The following is a 17,524-nucleotide window of genomic DNA, read 5'->3' as shown; positions in this document are numbered from 1 at the left end:
TAGACTAATTTTTGCATGGTATCAAGTCGCGTTTATCATGCTGAGCGCAGCGCAGCGGAGTCGAAGCATCTCTATCGGTGAACTAAACCCTGACGCTAGCAGAGAAGCGGCAGAGATGCTTCGACTCCGCTGCGTTGCGCTCAGCATAACAATACATTATCAATTACTTACTCATCTCGCCCTCCTGGCCCAGCGTATCACAGGTCCAGTGGGTAGCGGCTTTTTCTTTCGGGGCTTGGCTGGGGGCGCCGGCTTTGCGGGCGGCCAGCATGGCTTGCACCAGGCGCTGGCGCTCGCGGTCGCGCTGCTGGCGCAGTTCGGCGTCGCGCTTCAGGCTGAAATACTCGCGGCCATCCACGAAAGTGTTTTCGGCTTTGGCGTAGATGCTCAGCGGGTTGTCGTTCCAGAGTACTACGTCGGCGTCTTTGCCCACCGCGATGCTACCCATGCGGCTGTCGAGGTGCAGCATCCGGGCGGGGTTGATGGTGACGAACTCTAGGGCCTCGGTTTCGGGCACGCCGCCGTATTTCACGCTCTTGGCGGCTTCCTGATTGAGGCGGCGGCTCATTTCGGCGTCGTCCGAGTTGATGGCTACGTTCAACCCCACGCGGTGCATGATGGCGGCGTTGTACGGAATGGCGTCGCGCACCTCGTTTTTGTAGGCCCACCAGTCGGAAAACGTGCTGGCGTTGATGCCGTGGGCCTTCATTTTGTCGGCCACTTTATAGCCTTCCAGGATGTGGGTGAAGGTATTGACCTTGAAGCCCATGCGGTCGGACACGCCCATGAGCATGTTGATTTCGCTTTGCACGTAGCTGTGGCAGGTGATATGGCGCGTATCGTGCAGGATTTCCACCAGCGCATCCAGCTCCAGGTCGCGGCGCGGGGCGTCGATTTTGGCCTGCTGCGCTTTCGATAATTTATTGTAAGCCAGCCATTCCTGTTCGTACTGCTTGGCGCGGGTGAAGGCATCCACGAACACCTGCTCGGTGCCCATGCGCGTCTGCGGGAAGCGCGAGATGTTGAGCTCGCCCCAGTTGCTTTGCTTCACATTTTCGCCTAGCGCGAACTTGATGAAGCCCGGTGCGTCGGCAATTTTCATTTCCTGGCCGGTCGCGCCCCAGCGCATTTTTATCAAGGCTGACTGCCCGCCGATGGGATTGGCCGAGCCGTGCAGCAGCTGCGCCGCCACCACGCCGCCCGCCAAATCGCGGTACACGCCCACGTCTTCAGGGTCAATGACATCGCCGACCCGCACCTCGCTGGTTACGGCCTGCGTGCCTTCGTTCACGCCCTCGGCAATAGCCAGGTGCGAGTGCTCGTCAATAATGCCCGGCGTGAGGTGCTTGCCAGTACCATCAAGGGTGCGCGCTCCGGCCGGCACAGCTAAGTTCCGGCCGATTTTCTGAATCTTGCCGCCGCTCAGCAGCACATCGGTGTTTTCGAGCTTACCGGCCTTTTCGCTGGTCCACACGGTGGCGTTTTTAATCAACACCGCCTCCTGCGCGGGGGCCGCGCCGAGGCCATACGCACCCATCGGGTAGGTTACGGGGCCGAGCACCAGCGGCTTGGGCGCTTTGGCCGTGTCGAGCCACGCCTGGCGGCTGGCCTCGTCGAGGCGGCGGGCGCTCCAGGTCACGGGGATGCCGGGCGCGTTCAGCCCTTGGGCCAGCAGGCCATCGCCCCGGAAGGTTTTGGTCGCGGCATCGTAGTAGCCGCTGAGGCGGGTAGCCCCGGCGTTAGCAGGCGGGCGGCTGTCGTTGTTGGGCTTGGCCGGCTTCTTCTTGATTTTGTCTTCCGGGTTGAAGACTATCGTCGCCAGCTCGGTACTCACCATGATGGTGCCGCGCACGGTATCGCCGGCCGCGGGCACCACCCGCAGCTCGGGCGCTTCGGGCTTGCTACCTTGGATGAGCAGGCGCATGTCGGCGCTGATTTTATACTCGTCCTTCAGGATTTTATCGGCCGTCACCAGTTGCAGCGCATACACGCCCCGGTAGTCGGTGGGCAGGGTGCTGAGCTGGTAGCGCTCGCCCTGCACCCAGTTGTCGAGCAGCACGTTATCGTCGGCTAGCAGCGGGCGCGAGCAGACAAGGAAGTTGGCTTGCAGGCCGGGGCGCAGGCTGCCTACTTCGCCTTCGGCGCGCAGCAGGCGGGCGGGCGTGGCCGTGAGGGCTTGCAAGATGTCCTGCTCGCTGAGGCCGTAGCGGGCGGCTTTGCGCAGGTTGGGCCAGAACTTGGTTTTGTCTTTGAGGTCGGCGGCCGTGAGGCAGAAGGCTACGCCCGCCTGCCGCAGGCGGGCGGCGTTGGCGGGGGCCTGCTCCCAGTGCTGCATGTCTTCGAGGGCGATGCGCTGGGCATCGTACACATCCTCAACCTGGTACGCTTCGGGAAAATTGACGGGCACCACGAAGGTGGCCCCGGTGGTTTTCAGCTCGGGCAGGCGCTGGTACTCGTCGCCCCGGCCCTTGATGATGTACTGCACGCCCGCCTCGTCGCCCACGCGGTCGGCGCGCAGGGCCGAGTTTTTGTCGCGCACCTCAAACAGGGCGGGCAGCAGCTTTTGCTGCGTGAGGGCCAGCAGCGACAGGTTCTGCTCACGGCGCGGGTTGCGCTGGTTCCACTGCGCGTCGAGGTAGGTTTGGCGCAGCAGCGCGATGCTGCCCATCAGCGAGCTGGGGTAGTCCTGGGTCGAAGTACCTTTGTCGAACGACAACCCGCTGGCCGCCCTATCGAGCAGCAGCACCTCGTTTTCCTTGCGGTCGGAGTTGAGGCTCACCAGCGCCGCCGTGCCGCGCATGAGGCCATCGGGCTGCTGCGTGAGCACCGCCCCGAAGCCCAGCGCCCGGTAGGCTTTGGCCTGCTCGGCATTGACCTTGAACAGCTCGGCGGCGTTGACTTCGGGGTGAATGGCCTGGTTCCAATCAAAAGCGCCCGCTTTTTGGGAGTCGAACTGCGGGCCGCCGCGCCGGCCGGTGCGCTCGGGCGCTTTGGCCTCGGGCACGCCGTAGCTGGTAAAAATATCGACCAGGCCGGGGTACAAATACTTGCCGCTCAGGTCTTGCACCACCGCGCCGGCCGGGATTTTCACCGTGACCGACGGCCCCACGGCCACGATTTTCCCTTCCCGGATTACCAGCGTCGCGTCCTTGAGCTGGGTTTGGTAGTCGGTTTGGATGGTGGCGTGGGTGAAGGCGTAGAGGCCGGGGCGCTGGTCGTACACGCCATTGCGCGGGTAGGTGCCGGGCTGCGCCAGCGCGGGCAGCGCCGCGCCCAGGCCCAGCAGCGCCAGCCCGAGGCGCGGGGCGTTTTTACAAAGGAAAGTCAACGTGCAGTCGATAAAAAGGGAGCCAGAATAAGTTGCAGTTTGCCCGGAAAGCTCCTGCGACTGGTAAGGTAGCGAAAGCAGCCGATATAGCCGAGTATAACCGCCGGCCAACGGCTGCGTAAGCCTAATTAACAACCCTTTCCCCCTCCCCTATCTCATGCGCAAAGGCACCACTGTTAGCTGGAAATACGGCACCGGCACGGCCACCGGCAAAATCGAAAGCGTCCACAAAGAACACATTTCGCGCAAAATCAAAGGCAGCGAAATCACCCGCAACGGCACCGCCGACGACCCCGCGCTCGTGATAGTGCAGGAAAACGGCGACAAGGTGCTCAAGCTGCAAAGCGAGGTTAAAGAAGCCTAGCCTGGTTTTTGTTTTTCAGGCCCCGGCGCGTGCCTAGTAGCGCGCCGGGTGCGCAGGCCCGGCCGCTGCCGCCGGGTTTTCGGTACCCAGCCGCCACTCCACTAGTATCTTACGCCATGCTGCCCCTTTCCCACCCTACCAGCCTTTTCCTGGCTTTCGCATCATGGCTACCCCCGCTACTACTTCGTTTTACTCGGTGTGCTTCGAGGCCCGGCCGCCGCTGCTGCGCGGCGTAGTAATGCGCCCGCTCTCGATTCCCGAATTTATGGAAGCCTGCGAAATGCTGCACCACGCCGCGCAGCAGCACCGCTGCCCGTTCTGGCTGCTCGACGGGCGCGCCGACACCCCCGAAATCCGGCCGCTCGACGTGTACGAGTGGCTGACAGACGATTTTTTGCCGCAGGTGCGGCAGTCGCTGGGCCGCCTGCCGTGTCTGGCGTTTATCGCGCAGCCCGGCTTTTGGGAGGCCCTGCAAGCCCAGCACTACGCCCAGCCCCGGCCCATGCAGTTGTCGCCCAACTTTTGGGTAAACTGGTTTACCACCGAAGCTGAGGCGCTGGCCTGGCTGCACCAGTTTCGGACCTGGCCGGAGGATAATGCGGGGTAGCCTCCTTGCTGCACGATAGCCGCGAAGCGGCGGCATGTTGGTAGCTCAAGCAGCTTTATGGAACAATGAGCCGCAAAGCGGCACCCTATCGCTTGGTGCCGCCGCTTCGCGGCTCATGACGTTTGCTATCCGTTCCAGCTACCAACGTGCTGCCGCTTCGCGGCTACCGTGCAACGCATAATGGCCACAGCGGCAGCATGGCTTTTCTAAATTTAAGCAGCGCGCTTGTGCAGTTTGAGGCATTCAGGCATCGGGTAAGTAGTGTTTCAATTCTTTACGAATGATGCACTTATCTGACACCTTTTCCCCTCACCTTGCTATGCCCAAACTGACTACCATGCTGCGTTTTAGCTACCTGCTGCTCCTGGTTTTCTGGAGCCGCGCCAGCCTGGCCGCGCCGCCCGATGCCGTGGTGCGCGGCCTGCCCGGCACCGATGTAACAAGCATTGACTACTTCAATATCTATTGGGCTGGCAAAGGCGGAGCCGTGCGGCCAGGCAGCCGCGTTTTCGTCCATTTTGATGAGAATAGCTACTCGCCCACGCTGGTACGGTTTCCGGCTCTCAAGCCCTCGCGCAAGCGGGGGCAGCGGCAGCCACCGCCCGGGCAACTCGCCTTCAAGCCGCCGACGCTGGTAGTAATGCCCGGCGACACGGTGGATATATCGTTCAACGAGCAGCAGTACGCCTTCGAGTTTCGGGGCCGCCACCAGGCCGAGCTGGATTTTTGCTACAAGGTGTGGCAAAGTTCGGTGGGCCTGGATGGCTGGTTTTTTGAGATGAACGTGCCGCACAGCAAGGTACCGCTCGACCAGTTTTTGCGCGACTGGTCGCAGCTCAAGCGCACCACCGAGGCGCTGCTTGTTGAGCTTCAGCGCACGCCCGGCATCCGGCCCGAAGTAGCCTCCCTACTCACCCAAAACCTGCGGCTGCGAATCTTCCACACGCTCCTACTACCCGCTGAATATCAGCTCCCCCGCGACCCGCTGCGGGTACTCACGCCCGCCTACGTCGATTCGGTAACGGCGGGTAGCGGCATTCTCACGGTGTACCAGCGGCGCGCGCCCCAGGACAGCTCGGCCGGCTTGCCTACTGCGCTCAGCGCCTACGCGGCTTATCTCTGCCTGCGGGCGGGCCGGCAGCCCATCACCAGCGCCCGCTACGCCATGGCCCGGCAAACCTACCGGGGCATTCAGCGGGCCTGGGCGTGCTACGAAATTTTAGAAGATGCCCGATTTCACCACAAGGATATTCGGCGGCTGCTCGCTGACTACCAAACCTGGGTAGCGCCCTACACCGAGTTTGTGCGCGCCCTCAAAGGCGACCCTACTGTGCCCATGCGCTCGTACCGGCGCGAGGTTTTCACCGACTCGCTCGACGCCCCGGCCGGCCCGGCGCAGCCACTGGTGGCGCTGCTAAGCCAGCACAAGGGCCGCGTGGTGCTGCTCGATATATGGGCCAGCTGGTGCGCGCCTTGCCTTGCGGAGCTGCCCGCCTCGGCCGCCGTAGCCAAGCGCTACCAGGCGCAGGGCCTAAGCGTGCTCTACCTCTCCATCGACCGCGATGCCAAAGACTGGCGCAGGGCCCTCGGCCGGCTGCGCGGCGGCCCGGCCAACCATTTTCGGTTTACCAACCCCGTCGCGTCGCGTTTGCGGCGGGAGTTTGAGATAACCAGCATACCGCGCTACCTCGTGCTCGACCGCACGGGCGCGGTGCGCTCGCCCGATGCCATCCGGCCCAGCGACGAGCGCTTCGCGGCGTTTATCGAAGGCATTCTGGCACAGCCGTAGCGCGGACTTTCAGTCCGCGCGTCAAAGCACGCTTAAATCGGCGTGCAAGTAGGGTGTAGAGACGCATACTTGCGTCTCACGCTGGGCGAGCTGAACAACGACGAGACGCAAGTATGCGTCTCTACACCCTTAAACCCAAAACGGCCCCGCCAGCGCTTGCTGACGGGGCCGTTTTAATAAAGCAATTAGAAGTAACCTAGCGGTTATTCGGGTCGGGTTTGATGAAAGCTTCTTCGTCCATCTCCTTCGGAATCACCACGATGCCTTGTTGCAGCTTCGAGTTTTGCTTGCCGTAGATGAAGTACACCAGGAAGCCCAGCGCCATCCAGGCGAAGGCCACTTGCAGGGTGAAAGTGTCGAGGGCGTAAATCATGCCGCCGCAGATGATGGCGCCCATGAACGGCACCAGCGGGAAGCCCGCCGACGAGAGCGGCGCGCGGAACGGACGGTGCTGGTTGGGGTCGGAGCGGCGCATAATCCAGATGCCCACGCTCACCAGCACGAAGGCCAGCAGCGTGCCAAACGACGTGAGGTCGCCGGCCAGCGAGCCGGGCACGAAGGCCGCGAACGCGCCCACGAACACCAGCAGCACGAGGTTGGACTTGTAGGGCGTGCGGAATTTGGGGTGCAGCTCGGAGAAGGCTTTGGGCATCAGGCCGTCATTGGCCATCGAGAAGAATACGCGGCTCTGGCCCATGAGCATTACCAGGATAACCGACGTGAAGCCGGCCAGAATGGCCACCGTCACGGTGTTGGCGAGCCAGCCGTAGCCGGGCATGTAGGCGGCAATGGCGTAGGTTACGCTGGCCTCGCGGCCCTTGGCGGGGTCGGCAAAATCGGTCCAGGGTGCTACGCCCGTCAGCACGTGGCCAAACAGGATGTAGAGAATGGTGCACACCACCAGCGAACCCAGGATGCCAATAGGCATATCGCGCTTGGGGTTTTTGGCCTCCTGCGCGGCCGTGCTCACGGCGTCGAAGCCGATGAAGGCGAAGAATACGATGGCTGCGCCACCCACGATGCCGCCCACGCCGTGCTTGAAGTAGTCTTTGTAGGAAATAATGACCTTGCCGGCTTTGTCGAGCACGTCGGGCTGGTTGGCCGGAATGAGGTAGGGCTCGTGGTTGGCGGGGTTGATGAACTGCCAACCCACGGCGATGAACACCAGCACGATGGCAACTTTCACCACCACGATAATGGCGTTGAAGGTAGCCGACTCCTGCGTACCTTTGATGAGCAACAAGCTGAGCGCCACAATAATGAGCAGCGCCGGCAAATTGAGCCAGCCGCCCTCGGCCGGGGCGTGGCAGAGGTTATACGGTATCTGCATCCCGAATATTTCCAAGAGCTTATTGAGGTACTCGCTCCAGGCAATGGACACGGTAGCCGCCCCCAGGGCGTATTCCATGATGAGCGCCCAGCCGATAATCCAGGCCACAAACTCGCCCATCGTGGTGTAGGCGTAGGTGTAGGCCGAGCCGGCAATCGGAATCATGGCCGCAAACTCGGCGTAGCACAGCCCGGCAAACGCGCAGCCAATGGCCGCCACGATAAACGCCAGCGTGACGCCCGGCCCCGAAGCCTGGGCGGCGGCGGCGGCAGTCCGCACAAACAGGCCCGCCCCGATGATGGCGCCCACGCCCAGGGCCACGAGATTGGCCGCGCCCAGCGTGCGCTGGAGGCCGCCGTGGCCGGAGTTGGCTTCGCCCAGCAGCTGAGCGAGCGGTTTCTTAGCAAAAATACTCGGCATGAAGTAGAGGTTTGGGGGAGGGAATGAGTAAGGAGGGGTTAGCGTTTAGAGAAGGCTGGGGTACAGCACGGCGGGCCGAAAATACGCGAAACTTCGCGACTGGCGCACGGTGCGCGGCCCGTGCGGCGCAGGGCGGGCTGCCTGCGGTGCGTAAACTTGCAAGCGCGCTGCCGATTGGCCCGCATTTAGCTACGCCGTCTATTTTCCACTTTTCGTTATTTTTCTTCCAGTTTAGATTATGAAAAAAGCCCTTATCGCCCTCGCCCTCCTGAGCCTGCCGGCGGCCGGCACCCGCGCCCAAACCACGCCGCCCCCCACGCCCGCCGTGCAGGCGGCAGTAGCCAGCCAGGTCAAGCGCATGGCTCAGGAGCTAAGCCTCTCGCCCGACCAGCAGACGCGCCTGCGCCAGGTGCTACTGCTCACGCGCCAGCACATGGACGCCGACCGCACCGCCCACCAGGGCGACCCCGCCGGCCTGCAAGCCGCCATGGCCTTCGACCGCGCCAAGTCGGAGGAGCTGATTCAGAAGGTGCTCACGCCGGCGCAGTACGCGCAGTACCAGCAGTATAAGGCCGCCCGCATCGGGCAGCTACACACCACGGCGCATTAAATTATAGGACTACCGGCCACGTCCGTCCGTCATGCTGAGCGCAGCGCAGCGGAGTCGAAGCATCTCTACCACTTCGTTGCTAAGCGTCAAAGGTTAGTTTACCGGTGGAGATGCTTCGACTCCGCTACGCTGCGCTCAGCATGACAAATTAATTCTCCGTCGATAAAAAAGCCCTTTTCAGCGCCTGAAAAGGGCTTTTTTGTGCCCACCCGTGGGCTTGGCCCGCTCCTTGCAAATACCCTGGCATCCGTAAAGATGGCGCGGCCGCGCTTCCGGTTTCCCCTCCCCCTTCTGCTTTTTATTCTTTATGAAAAAGTCTTTGTTTTTGCTGGCCGCTATGGCCTTTGCTACCGCCAGCTTTGCCCAGGCCCCGGGCACTACCACCCAGCTGCCCACCCACCGCGTGCACCGCATGGGCGACCATAAAAAAGGCGACCACCAGGCCAAAACGCCCGAGCAACGCGCCGACCACCACACCGCCATGCTCACCAAAAAGCTGGGCCTCACCGCCGACCAGCAACCCAAGGTGCGCCAGATACTACTAGCCCAGGCTCAGGAAGCCCAGGCCCTGAAAGAGCAATACCACACCGCCGACCAGCGCAAAGCCCGCCACGACGCCATGCAGGCTGGCCAGGCCAAGTACCAAGCCCAGCTGCAAGCCGTGCTGAAGCCCGACCAATACAGCAAACTCCTGGCCATGAAGCAGGAGCGCCACCATAAGGGCGGCAAGCACGGCGACAAATCGAAGACTAAAGCCTAGTTTGGCGTAGCGCGCACTTTGTCGTTCGCGTTCGTTGGCGAGCACCCAGACGCACGCGAACTACAAAGTGCGCGCTACTATACCAGGCTTAAACCTTCGGTCCCGGCCAGCTTCTAAAAGCCTCCAGCCTCCCTTTCTCAACCCATGAAAAACGCCCTTCTCCTCCTCGCCACCCTGGGCCTAACCTCGGCCGCCCAGGCCCAAACCACGCCCGCTACCCCAGCCCAAATCGCACCCCTGAATGGCCGCGGTGGGGCTATGCGCACCCCCGAGCAGCAGGCCGAAGCCCAGGCCCAGCGCCTGGCCAAAGAACTGAACATGAGCGCCGACCAGCAAGCCAAAGTGCAGCAGCTCATGGCCGCCCAGCGCCAAGAAACCCAAACGGCCATCCAGGGCGCGGGCGGCAACCGCCGGGCCATGGGCCAGGCCATGCGCGCCGGCCGCGACAAGTTCAACGGCCAGCTGCAAACTGTGCTCACCCCCGACCAATACACCAAATACCAGCAGATGCTGGCCGAGCGCCGCGCCAAAATGCAGGAGCGCCGCCAGGGCGGCGGGGGCATGGGGGCCGACCTAGACTAGCCAACCGCTTCGCTCACGAAAAAGCCTCGTTTCGCCCGGAACGAGGCTTTTTGCGGTTTGGCCAGTACGGTGGCAGGGGCTGGCGGCCGGCGCTTTGCGGGTGGCGGCTGGGACTAATGCGGCCCGGCGCGGCTGTCGGAACCCTGGGCGCGGGGCACGCGTTTTTTTAGCTTCGTATTCTTATATTTGGCCTGTCTACCTATCTTGGTCGCCAAGCAGTCAGCAACTTAGCTCGGCGGCGGCCGCTCCATCTCAATGCCCCTCCCCAGTAGTAGCACCCCCGCGGTGCAAATTCAGCAGTTTTACGACAAAGGCCTGGCCCACGCTTCCTACGCGGTGCGCGCCGGCCGGCAGATGGCCGTGATTGACCCCGGCCGCGACCCCCAGCCCTATTACGATTTTGCCGACGAGCACGACGCCGAGATAGTGGCAGTGATTGAAACCCACCCCCACGCCGACTTCGTGAGCAGCCACCTCGAAATAGCCCGCGAAACCGACGCCACTATCTACTGTAGCAAGCTGGTCGGCGCTAGCTACCCCCACAAAAGCTTCGACGACGGCGACCGCCTCAAGCTCGGCACCGTGGAGCTGCACGCTATTAACACCCCCGGCCACTCGCCCGACAGCATCAGCGTGCTGCTCCTGGATGAGGCCGCCCAAACCCGCGCCGTATTCACCGGCGACACGCTGTTTGTGGGCGACGTGGGCCGCCCTGACCTGCGCGAAGACCAGGCCGCCGGCGGCCACGCCCGCGAGGCGCTCGCCGCCCAGCTCTACCAAAGCACCCGCCAGAAGCTGATGGCCCTGCCCGGCACCACCAAGGTGTACCCCGCCCACGGCCCTGGCTCGCTCTGCGGCAAAACCACCAGCCCCGACCTCGACAGCACCATCGCCAAAGAGCTGGCCACTAACTATGCCCTGCAACCGATGTCGGAGCAGGAGTTTATTAAGGTATTGCTCGAAGACCAGCCGTTCATGCCCAAATACTTCGGGCACGATGTGCAGCTCAACAAGCGCGGCGCGCCCAACTTCGAGGACAGCGTGCGCTCGGTGCCGCGCCTGAGCTCGGGCACGGTGCCCGAGCCCGGCGTGCTACTCATCGATACCCGCCCGGCCGCCAAGTTCCGCGCTGGCCACCTGCCGGGCGCCATCAACCTCATGGATGGCGGCAAGTTTGAAACCTGGCTGGGCTCGGTAGTAGGGCCGAATGAAAAGTTTTACTTATTGGCCGACACGCAGATACAGCTCGACGCCGTTATCCGCAAAGCCGCCAAAATTGGCTACGAAGGCAACATCAAGGGCGCGCTACTGGCTCCCACCACCCTACCCGCCACCAGCCCCGACGCGGACGTAGCCGAGGCACACGAGCACCCCGAGCACTTCACGGTCGTGGACATCCGCAACCGCACCGAAGCCGAAAAGCCGCTCTTTAAAGATGCGCTGCTGATACCGCTGCCCGAACTGCGCGAACGCGTGGGTGAGATTCCAACCGACAAGCCGGTACTGGTGCACTGCGCGGGCGGCTACCGCTCGGCGGCGGGTGCGAGTATCATTCAGAATGCTTTGCCCGAGGTACCTGTCTACGACCTGAGCGAGGCGGTAAGCGAATTTCCAGGCAGCAGCTAGTTGAAGGGAAAGCTGATATTTCAGGAAATCCGCACAAAGAAAGCGTCAGTTAGCAGCCGCCCCCGAAACTCTGGCAGCAACTGCAAGCTGATTACCAATCTTCTATCTTTTAGAGGAATCTAGCCTTGCCAACTGGCACAAGGTTGGGTAGAGAGCCGCCACCTTTACCAAATGCGCGCACGCATGCGGGAAAGGTGGCGGCTTTTTTTGTTACCCGGCCCCGTGGCTGTTTTCAGAGGCATGACTAATTTATCAGTACCCGCATCCCCCAAGCCTGGCCTGTGGCATTGGCTGCTCCGCACCACCGGCCTGGAGGCCTGGTTTCAGCAGGCCCCGGCGGCGGCCCACGCCGGGCGCGAAGAGCGCCTGGTGCTACTAGCAGCGCTACCCAATACTACCCGCCTCACGCGCTCGGCACACACCGCTATGATGGCCGAGGCCTTGCGCGAGTGCCAACCGGCCATCGGGGCTAGCGGCGGCGTGGTGATGCCGCATCAGCCGGGTAGCCTGCTACTTACCTGGCCCGCCGCCAGCGCACCAGCAGTTTCTATCACAGCCATTTACACCCAGCTGCGCGACTGCGTGCGCCGCCTGGCGGGCGCGCCGGCCCTGCCCCTGAATGCGGCAGCCGGCCTGGGCTGGGTAGCGCCCGGCGCAGCCGCCACCCCGCGCCAGTACGAGCCGGTGGCACTGCGCGAAGTGGCCGGCTTGCTGCACGAAAGCCAGCAGCTCGGCAGCGACCTACTCGTGACGGCGGCGCTGCACCAGCGCCTCGCGCCCGAAGCCACCGGCCCCTGCGAGCTACACGTGGCCTTCGGGGTGCCGGGGCACCGCTATCCAGCTACGGTGTACCGGGTGGCCGCGCCGGCTGGCTCGCCGCCTGTGGCAGCAACTGCGGCCAAAGATTTACAGCCGCCGTTTGGCAAAAAATATTCTTACTAGAGTTATCTCACTGTAAAGCACTTATTATTTTTCAGCGTAAAGGTTAGCGCCGGTTGGCAAATATTTGGTGGGTTCGCGCGTCTGGCTGTGGCTGCCAATGTTGCGGGTCGGCTTTTTACATTTGACTGACCAGCGCCGTCCCGGCGCTTTTTCCTCCTGTTGCGGCCCTTGCTGGCTGCCAAGCATTTTCCTCCCGTTTTCGCCGCGCGTAGCCGGCCCGCTTGCTGCGGGCTCAGCTGCCGGGCACGTCTCCTTTATTTACCTTATGAAAGATTTTAACGGCCGGCTGGCCCCGGCCGACGGCAAGCTGGGCATTCTCATTCCGGGCCTGGGTGCCGTGGCTACCACCCTTATCGCCGGCGTGATGGCCGTGCGCAAAGACATTGCCCAGCCGGTGGGCGCGCTCACCCAGATGGGCAACATTCGCCTCAACCGCGCTACCGACAACTACCCCAAAATCAAGGATTTCGTGCCGCTGGCCGACATCAACGAAGTGGAGTTTGGCGGCTGGGACGTGTATGAGGCCAACGTATTTGAGGCCGCGCTGCACGCCAAGGTGCTGGAGCCCATGCTGCTGCACGCCGTGAAGGAAGAGCTGCAAGCCATCCGGCCCATGAAGGCCGCTTTCGACCGCAGCTACGCCAAAAACCTCGACGGCACGCACGTCAAGGACTTCACGACCAAGCTCGACCTGGCCGAGCAGGTGCGCGCCGACATCCGCAATTTTAAAGCCGAGCGCGGGTGCAGCCGCCTCGTGATGGTGTGGTGCGGCTCGACCGAAATCTACCACGAGCCCTCCGAAACGCACCGCACACTGGCCGCCTTCGAAGAAGGCCTGCGCCAGAACGCCGCCAACATCGCGCCGAGCATGATATATGCCTACGCCGCGCTGAAAGAGGGCGTGCCCTACGTGAACGGTGCCCCCAACCTGACCGTGGACGTGCCCGCCCTGCTGGAACTGGCCGCCCTCAATGGCGTGCCGGTGGCCGGCAAAGACTTCAAAACTGGCCAGACGCTGATGAAAACCATCGTGGCCCCCGGCCTGCAAACGCGGGCGCTGGGCGTGAAAGGCTGGTTTTCGACCAACATCCTGGGCAACCGCGATGGCTTGGTGCTCGACGACCCCGACAACTTCAAAACCAAGGAAGTGTCGAAGCTAAGCGTGCTGGACGACATTTTTCACCCCGAAACCAACCCGGCGCTCTACGGCGACATGCACCACAAGGTGCGCATCAACTACTACCCGCCGGCCGGCGACAACAAGGAAAGCTGGGATAACATCGACATCTTCGGGTGGCTCGGCTACCCGATGCAGATTAAAATCAACTTCCTCTGCCGCGACTCGATTCTGGCCGCGCCGCTGGTGCTCGACCTGGCCTTGTTCATCGACCTCGCCCAGCGCGCCGGCATGAGCGGCGTGCAGGAGTGGCTGTCGTTCTACCTGAAATCGCCGCAGACGGAGGACGTGAGCCAGCGCCCCGAGCACGATATTTTCAAGCAGCTCGTGACCTTGCACAACACCCTGCGCGAAGTGATGGGCGAGCCCCAGCTGGCCGACATTGCCGAGCCCGCCGACCTCACCGAAGCTTCGGACTCGCTGTAAACTAGCTAAGTAACGTGTTCAAAGCCATTGCCAGCGTGCTGGGCATCGGGTACCTCAAGGGCGGCGGCACGGTAGCCGCCGCCGCTTGCTGCCTGGTGCTGTACCTGGCTCCCAACCAAGCGCTTACTACCAACCCAACCCTGGCCGGCCTGCTCACGGCGGGCCTGCTGGGGCTGGGCACCTGGGCGGCCCACCGCGTGGAGCCGGCCTGGGGCAAGGACAGCTACCGCGTGGTAATCGACGAAGTAGCTGGCGTGTGGGTAGGGCTATTGGGCGTGCCGCTCACCGGGCCGCGCCTGCTGGTGGGGCTGGTGCTGTTTCGGTTTTTTGACATTGTGAAGCCACTGGGTATCAGAAGTATGGAGAAGCTACCCGGCGGCTACGGCGTGATGCTCGACGACGTATTGGCGGGCGTATACACGCTGGCGCTGATGCACTTGGCGCTGGGGCTGCGGTGGCTGTAACGCCAAGCTCCAGCTTGGCGAGCGAGCGCAGCGAGCATCCACGCTAGCAGACGCTCACTAACGTACTAGCTCGCTGCGCTCGCTCGCCAAGCTGGAACTTGGCGTTACTTATTTCTATGCGTTACCTCACGTTTCTCAAAGCCCAGGCGGCCTCGCTGGCCGGCTCGGCCGTCGATTTTCTGACTACCATTTGCCTGGTCGAAGGGCTGCACGCCGGGCCGGTGGCGGCATCGGTAGTGGGCAACGTGGCGGGCGGCGTTGCTAATTTTTACCTCGGGCGGCACCAGGTTTTTAAAGTATCGCAGCACCGCGCCGCGTCTCAGGGCGGGCGGTATGCCGTGGTGTGGCTGGGCAGCCTGCTGCTGAACGCGGCGGGCGTGTATTTGCTTATCGACGTCCTGCACGCTAACTACTTGCTTAGTAAATTACTCGTGTCATTATTAATCGGTTTCGGCTTCAACTACCCGCTGCAACTGCACTTCGTATTTCGCTCTAAATGAACCCGCTGCTGACCCGGCCTTTTTACTGCGTGGCGTTGCTGTGCCTGCTGCTGCTACGCGGCGGGCCGGCCTGGGCGCAGGCCACCACGGTGAGCGGCACCGTAACCGATGCCAAAACCCGGCAGCCGCTGCCCTTCGTGAGCGTGGCCGTGCCGGCGGCCGGCGTGGGTGTGAACACCGACGAAAACGGCCGCTACGAGCTGCAAGTGCCGGCTCCGAATACGAACGTGGTGTTCGCCTACCTGGGCTACCGCTCGGTTACGAAAACCATCACGCCCGGCGCGCCGCAGACCCTGAACGTGGCGCTGACCGCCAGCGCGGCCACGCTAGGCGAGGTGGTAGTGAAGGGCACCAAGCCGCCACGCTACAAGAACAAGGACAACCCGGCCGTGGCCCTCATCCGGCAGGTAATTGAGCACAAGCCCGAAAACCGGCCCGAAAGCTACGCCTACGTTACCGACGACAAGTACGAGAAGATGGCCTTCTCGCTCAGCAACTTATCGGACAAGTTCAAGAACCGCAAGATTTTCAAGAACTACCAGTTTCTGTTTAAGAAGCAGGATTCGGCCGCTACGGGCGGGGTAAATATCCTGCCCATTTACCTGGAGGAGAAGCTGAGCCGCGAGTACTACCGCCAGAGCCCAGAGGCGCGCAAGGTGGTGGAGCTGGGCAACAAGCAGGTGCAGTTCGACAAGCAGTTCATTGATAACGAGGGCATCAGCGCGTACTTCAACCGGATGTACCAGGACGTGGACATCTACGCCAACAACGTGGCACTGCTCGGCAACCAGCTGCTGAGCCCCATCGCGGGGGCCGCGCCCACGCTCTACGAGTACTACATCACCGACACGCTCAAGCAGCACAATCCGCAGCTTATCGAGCTGACGTTCAGCCCGCGCAACCGGGCCGACATGCTCTTCAAGGGCAAGCTCTACGTGACGATGGACGGGCACTACGCCGTGCAGCAGGCCTACCTCACCATCGACCGCCGCATCAACCTCAACTTCGTGAAAAGCCTGGAGGTGCGGCTGGAGTTTGCCGAAAACCCCGACCGCCGCTACCACCTCAGCAAGAGCATTCTGGACGTCGATTTTGGCCTGACGCCCGGCAAAGGCTCAGGCTTTTACGGCCGGCGCACGGTGCTGTTTACCAACTATTTGGTAGGCCAGCCGATACCGGATGCCGTATTTGCCGGCCCGGAAAAGGCTGCGCCGACGGCCGACAGCACCAACAACCGCACCGAGGCATTCTGGCAGAAAAACCGGCCCGACAGCCTCTCGGCCGTAGAGCGTACGATTTACAAAAACGTCGATACCCTTCAGACTATCAAGTCGTTTCGGCGTTCGCTCACGCTGTTCACATTCTTGTTTTCGGGCTACAAGGGCTTCGGGCCGTTTGAGGTGGGGCCGGCTAATACCTTTTACAGCTTCAACCCCGTCGAGGGCTTCCGGCTGCGGCTGGGCGGGCGCACTACTACCGAGCTCAGCACGCGCGTGTTTTTCGAAACCTACGCGGCGTATGGCTTCCGCGATGAGCGGTGGAAATACTTTCTGAGCTCGACTTACTCGCTGAATAACAAGAGCATCTACAAGTTTCCGCAGAACTTTCTGCGGGCCAGCGTGCAGCGCGAAACGCGCATTCCGGGGCAGGACTTGGAGTTTGTGCAGGAGGACAATTTTCTGCTGTCCTTCAAGCGCGGCGTGAACGACCGCTACCTCTACAACGACGTGTACCGGCTCGACTACGTGCACGAGTTCAGCAACCACTTTGCCTACACGCTGGGCTTCCGCAAGTTGCAGCAGTCGCCGGCCGGCGGGCTCTACTTCCGCACCGCCGATGATGACCACCCCGTTACCGTACCGAGCCTGACTACCAGCGAGGTATCGCTCACGCTGCGTTGGGCGCCCAACGAGCAGTTTTACCAGGGCAAGCTTTACCGCACGCCCATCATCACGCCCAATCCGGTATATACCTTGCGCCTCACCACTGGTCTGCGCGGGCTGCTGGGCGGCGAGTACAGCTACGAAAACATCCTCGCCAGCGTAGCCAAGCGCGTGTACCTCTCGCAACTGGGCCACGCCGACGTGAAGCTCGAAGGCGGCTACATCATCGGGCGCGTGCCGTGGCCGCTGCTCGACATCCACCGCGCCAACCAGACGTTTTCGTACCAGCTCAACTCCTACAACCTGATGAACTTCCTGGAGTTTTCGAGCGACCACTACGTCAGCTTGTTCATCGACCAGAATTTCAACGGCTTTATTTTCAATAAGCTGCCGCTCATTCGCCGCCTCAAGCTGCGCGAAGTAGCCTCGCTGAAGCTGCTCTACGGCGGCGTGCGCGCCGAGAATAACCCCGACCAAAACCCCGGCCTCTACGAGTTTTTACGCGCCGACCGGGGCCAGGGCGAGCAGCAAGCCTTTATGCTGGGCCGGCAGCCCTACGCCGAAGCCAGCGTGGGGGTGGCCAACATTTTCAAGCTGTTCCGGCTTGATTTGGTGAAGCGCCTCACCTACCTCGACCGGCCCAACGTAGCCGAATGGGGCATTCGCGGGCGCTTCCGCATTGACTTTTAGAATATTATAGATTAGTAAGACATGAG

Annotated in this window: 14 protein-coding genes; 12 read left to right on the top strand and 2 right to left on the bottom strand. The window is 62.3% G+C overall.

Annotated elements, in window-relative coordinates:
- Positions 1 to 163: 163 nt before the first annotated feature.
- The gene (locus tag VFO93_RS00365; RefSeq protein ID WP_325132312.1) at positions 164 to 3,328 is read right to left on the bottom strand and encodes an amidohydrolase family protein; all 3,165 of its coding nucleotides are present in this window, start codon (positions 3,326 to 3,328) and stop codon (positions 164 to 166) included.
- A gap of 157 nt (positions 3,329 to 3,485) precedes the next feature.
- On the opposite strand from VFO93_RS00365, the gene VFO93_RS00360 reads away from it, so the two are divergent.
- From VFO93_RS00360 to VFO93_RS00350, 3 genes are all read left to right on the top strand, one after another.
- A complete protein-coding gene (locus VFO93_RS00360; RefSeq protein WP_325132311.1) occupies positions 3,486 to 3,692 on the top strand; it encodes a DUF2945 domain-containing protein in 207 nt (68 codons plus the stop codon).
- A gap of 163 nt (positions 3,693 to 3,855) precedes the next feature.
- On the top strand, positions 3,856 to 4,299 hold the full coding sequence (locus tag VFO93_RS00355; RefSeq protein WP_325132310.1) for a hypothetical protein: 444 nt from the start codon (positions 3,856 to 3,858) through the stop codon (positions 4,297 to 4,299).
- A 319-nt stretch (positions 4,300 to 4,618) separates the two neighbouring features.
- Positions 4,619 to 6,088 (top strand): TlpA disulfide reductase family protein, encoded by a 1,470-nt coding sequence (locus VFO93_RS00350; RefSeq protein WP_325132309.1) that lies wholly within the window; start codon positions 4,619 to 4,621, stop codon positions 6,086 to 6,088.
- Positions 6,089 to 6,284: 196 nt separating this feature from the next.
- Here VFO93_RS00350 and VFO93_RS00345 read toward each other — a convergent pair whose 3' ends face one another.
- Positions 6,285 to 7,838 carry an amino acid permease gene (locus VFO93_RS00345; protein ID WP_325132308.1) on the bottom strand — a complete coding sequence of 518 codons (1,554 nt, stop codon included), beginning with the start codon at positions 7,836 to 7,838 and terminating at the stop codon, positions 6,285 to 6,287.
- 238 nt (positions 7,839 to 8,076) lie between these two features.
- Between VFO93_RS00345 and VFO93_RS00340 the strand changes: the two genes are divergently transcribed.
- The 9 genes from VFO93_RS00340 to VFO93_RS00300 all read left to right on the top strand — a co-directional run bounded on the left by VFO93_RS00340 (position 8,077) and on the right by VFO93_RS00300 (position 17,498).
- Positions 8,077 to 8,448, top strand: a complete 372-nt coding sequence (locus VFO93_RS00340; RefSeq protein ID WP_325132307.1) for a hypothetical protein — start codon at positions 8,077 to 8,079, stop codon at positions 8,446 to 8,448.
- A 307-nt stretch (positions 8,449 to 8,755) separates the two neighbouring features.
- Positions 8,756 to 9,208 (top strand): hypothetical protein, encoded by a 453-nt coding sequence (locus VFO93_RS00335; RefSeq protein ID WP_325132306.1) that lies wholly within the window; start codon positions 8,756 to 8,758, stop codon positions 9,206 to 9,208.
- Positions 9,209 to 9,352: 144 nt separating this feature from the next.
- Positions 9,353 to 9,790, top strand: a complete 438-nt coding sequence (locus VFO93_RS00330) for a hypothetical protein (RefSeq protein WP_325132305.1) — start codon at positions 9,353 to 9,355, stop codon at positions 9,788 to 9,790.
- Between the two features lie 255 nt (positions 9,791 to 10,045).
- On the top strand, positions 10,046 to 11,416 hold the full coding sequence (locus VFO93_RS00325; protein WP_325132304.1) for an MBL fold metallo-hydrolase: 1,371 nt from the start codon (positions 10,046 to 10,048) through the stop codon (positions 11,414 to 11,416).
- A gap of 240 nt (positions 11,417 to 11,656) precedes the next feature.
- On the top strand, positions 11,657 to 12,358 hold the full coding sequence (locus VFO93_RS00320) for a hypothetical protein (RefSeq protein WP_325132303.1): 702 nt from the start codon (positions 11,657 to 11,659) through the stop codon (positions 12,356 to 12,358).
- Positions 12,359 to 12,623: 265 nt separating this feature from the next.
- The gene (locus tag VFO93_RS00315) at positions 12,624 to 13,961 is read left to right on the top strand and encodes an inositol-3-phosphate synthase (protein ID WP_325132302.1); all 1,338 of its coding nucleotides are present in this window, start codon (positions 12,624 to 12,626) and stop codon (positions 13,959 to 13,961) included.
- Between the two features lie 14 nt (positions 13,962 to 13,975).
- The gene (locus tag VFO93_RS00310) at positions 13,976 to 14,425 is read left to right on the top strand and encodes a phosphatidylglycerophosphatase A (RefSeq protein ID WP_325132301.1); all 450 of its coding nucleotides are present in this window, start codon (positions 13,976 to 13,978) and stop codon (positions 14,423 to 14,425) included.
- A gap of 116 nt (positions 14,426 to 14,541) precedes the next feature.
- On the top strand, positions 14,542 to 14,925 hold the full coding sequence (locus VFO93_RS00305; protein WP_325132300.1) for a GtrA family protein: 384 nt from the start codon (positions 14,542 to 14,544) through the stop codon (positions 14,923 to 14,925).
- On the top strand, positions 14,922 to 17,498 hold the full coding sequence (locus VFO93_RS00300; protein ID WP_325132299.1) for a DUF5686 and carboxypeptidase-like regulatory domain-containing protein: 2,577 nt from the start codon (positions 14,922 to 14,924) through the stop codon (positions 17,496 to 17,498). The genes VFO93_RS00305 and VFO93_RS00300 overlap by 4 nt, the downstream gene beginning before the upstream one ends.
- Positions 17,499 to 17,524: the final 26 nt, after the last annotated feature.

The organism is Hymenobacter sp., assembly GCF_035709525.1.
Lineage (GTDB): Bacteria > Bacteroidota > Bacteroidia > Cytophagales > Hymenobacteraceae > Hymenobacter.
Note: the sequence above shows the minus strand (reverse complement) of the source record. Positions and strands in the feature narration are given on the sequence as shown.

Excerpts from the sequence above, each read along its gene's own strand:
- VFO93_RS00360 (WP_325132311.1), top strand. The coding sequence starts at position 3,486 with ATGCGCAAAGGCACCACTGTTAGCTGGAAATACGGCACCGGCACGGCC.
- VFO93_RS00355 (WP_325132310.1), top strand. The coding sequence starts at position 3,856 with ATGGCTACCCCCGCTACTACTTCGTTTTACTCGGTGTGCTTCGAGGCC.
- VFO93_RS00350 (WP_325132309.1), top strand. The coding sequence starts at position 4,619 with ATGCCCAAACTGACTACCATGCTGCGTTTTAGCTACCTGCTGCTCCTG.
- VFO93_RS00345 (WP_325132308.1), bottom strand. The coding sequence starts at position 7,838 with ATGCCGAGTATTTTTGCTAAGAAACCGCTCGCTCAGCTGCTGGGCGAA.
- VFO93_RS00340 (WP_325132307.1), top strand. The coding sequence starts at position 8,077 with ATGAAAAAAGCCCTTATCGCCCTCGCCCTCCTGAGCCTGCCGGCGGCC.
- VFO93_RS00335 (WP_325132306.1), top strand. The coding sequence starts at position 8,756 with ATGAAAAAGTCTTTGTTTTTGCTGGCCGCTATGGCCTTTGCTACCGCC.
- VFO93_RS00330 (WP_325132305.1), top strand. The coding sequence starts at position 9,353 with ATGAAAAACGCCCTTCTCCTCCTCGCCACCCTGGGCCTAACCTCGGCC.
- VFO93_RS00325 (WP_325132304.1), top strand. The coding sequence starts at position 10,046 with ATGCCCCTCCCCAGTAGTAGCACCCCCGCGGTGCAAATTCAGCAGTTT.
- VFO93_RS00320 (WP_325132303.1), top strand. The coding sequence starts at position 11,657 with ATGACTAATTTATCAGTACCCGCATCCCCCAAGCCTGGCCTGTGGCAT.
- VFO93_RS00315 (WP_325132302.1), top strand. The coding sequence starts at position 12,624 with ATGAAAGATTTTAACGGCCGGCTGGCCCCGGCCGACGGCAAGCTGGGC.
- VFO93_RS00305 (WP_325132300.1), top strand. The coding sequence starts at position 14,542 with ATGCGTTACCTCACGTTTCTCAAAGCCCAGGCGGCCTCGCTGGCCGGC.
- VFO93_RS00300 (WP_325132299.1), top strand. The coding sequence starts at position 14,922 with ATGAACCCGCTGCTGACCCGGCCTTTTTACTGCGTGGCGTTGCTGTGC.